General features: G+C 67.1%; 1 protein-coding gene. It reads right to left on the bottom strand.

What is annotated here, in order from left to right; genetic code table 11:
* Window positions 1–187 precede the first annotated feature (187 nt).
* On the bottom strand, window positions 188–1,080 hold an 893-nt coding region (locus tag AC1VAN_RS22670; RefSeq protein WP_480986844.1), incomplete at its 5' end, for a phosphomannomutase/phosphoglucomutase.

The following is a 1,080-nucleotide window of genomic DNA, read 5'->3' on the forward strand; positions in this document are numbered from 1 at the left end:
GAGTGCGGGGTGTCGAGTGCGGGGTGTCAGCCGCATGGATGCGGCTGCCAAGCCTACAAGGACGTACTTGCGGCGTCCCCGCACTCCGACACCGCTCCACCAACCCACGGAGTGCCCGCTGTTGCTGTTGAGGTTGCCGGCCAGCGGCCGGCACTACCGCGGGTGCCGGGCGCAGCCCGGCCTCACCTCAGAACCCCAGCGGGGTGTCGCCCAGCACCGGCTGCAGCTGGCTGCGGAACAGCGCCTGGATACGCTCCAGTGCTGCTTCGTCGTTGCCTTCGAAACGTAGCACCAGCACCGGCGTGGTGTTGGAGGCGCGAACCAGGCCCCAGCCGTCGGCGAAGTCCACCCGCAGGCCGTCGATGGTCGACAGGCGGCCGCCGACATACGGGTTGTCCGGCGACTGCGCAGCGGCCACCAGCATCGCCACCAACGCATGCGGGGTGCCCTCGGCCACCGGCACCTTCAGCTCCGGCGTCGCCACCATTTCCGGCAGTTCGGCCAGCACTTCGTCCGGCGTTTCCTCGCGCTGGGCCAGGATCTCCAGCAGGCGTGCAGCGGCATACAGGCCATCGTCAAAGCCGAACCAGCGTTCCTTGAAGAAGAAGTGGCCGCTCATCTCGCCCGCCAGTTCGGCGTCGGTCTCGCGCATCTTCGCCTTCATCAGCGAGTGCCCGGTCTTCCACATCAACGGGCTGCCGCCGTTGCGCAGCACGTGATCGGACAACCTGCCGGTGCACTTCACGTCGTAGATCACCATCGCGCCCGGGTTGCGCATCAGCACGTCGGCGGCGAACAGCATCAGCAGACGGTCGGCGTAGATGATCTTGCCTTCACTGGTGACCACGCCAAGGCGATCGCCATCACCATCGAACGCCACGCCGAGGTCGGCGCCAAAGCGCTTSACCGTCTGSAYCAGGTCTTCCAGGTTGGCCGGCTCGCTGGGATCGGGGTGGTGGTTGGGGAAGGTGCCGTCGACATCGCAGTACAACGGGATGACTTCTGCGCCGATCGCTTCCAGCAGCTGCGGGGCGAAGGCACCGGCCACGCCGTTGCCCGCGTCGGCCACMACTTTCAGTG

It is taken from the genome of Stenotrophomonas sp. 05L44_2, assembly GCF_056665995.1.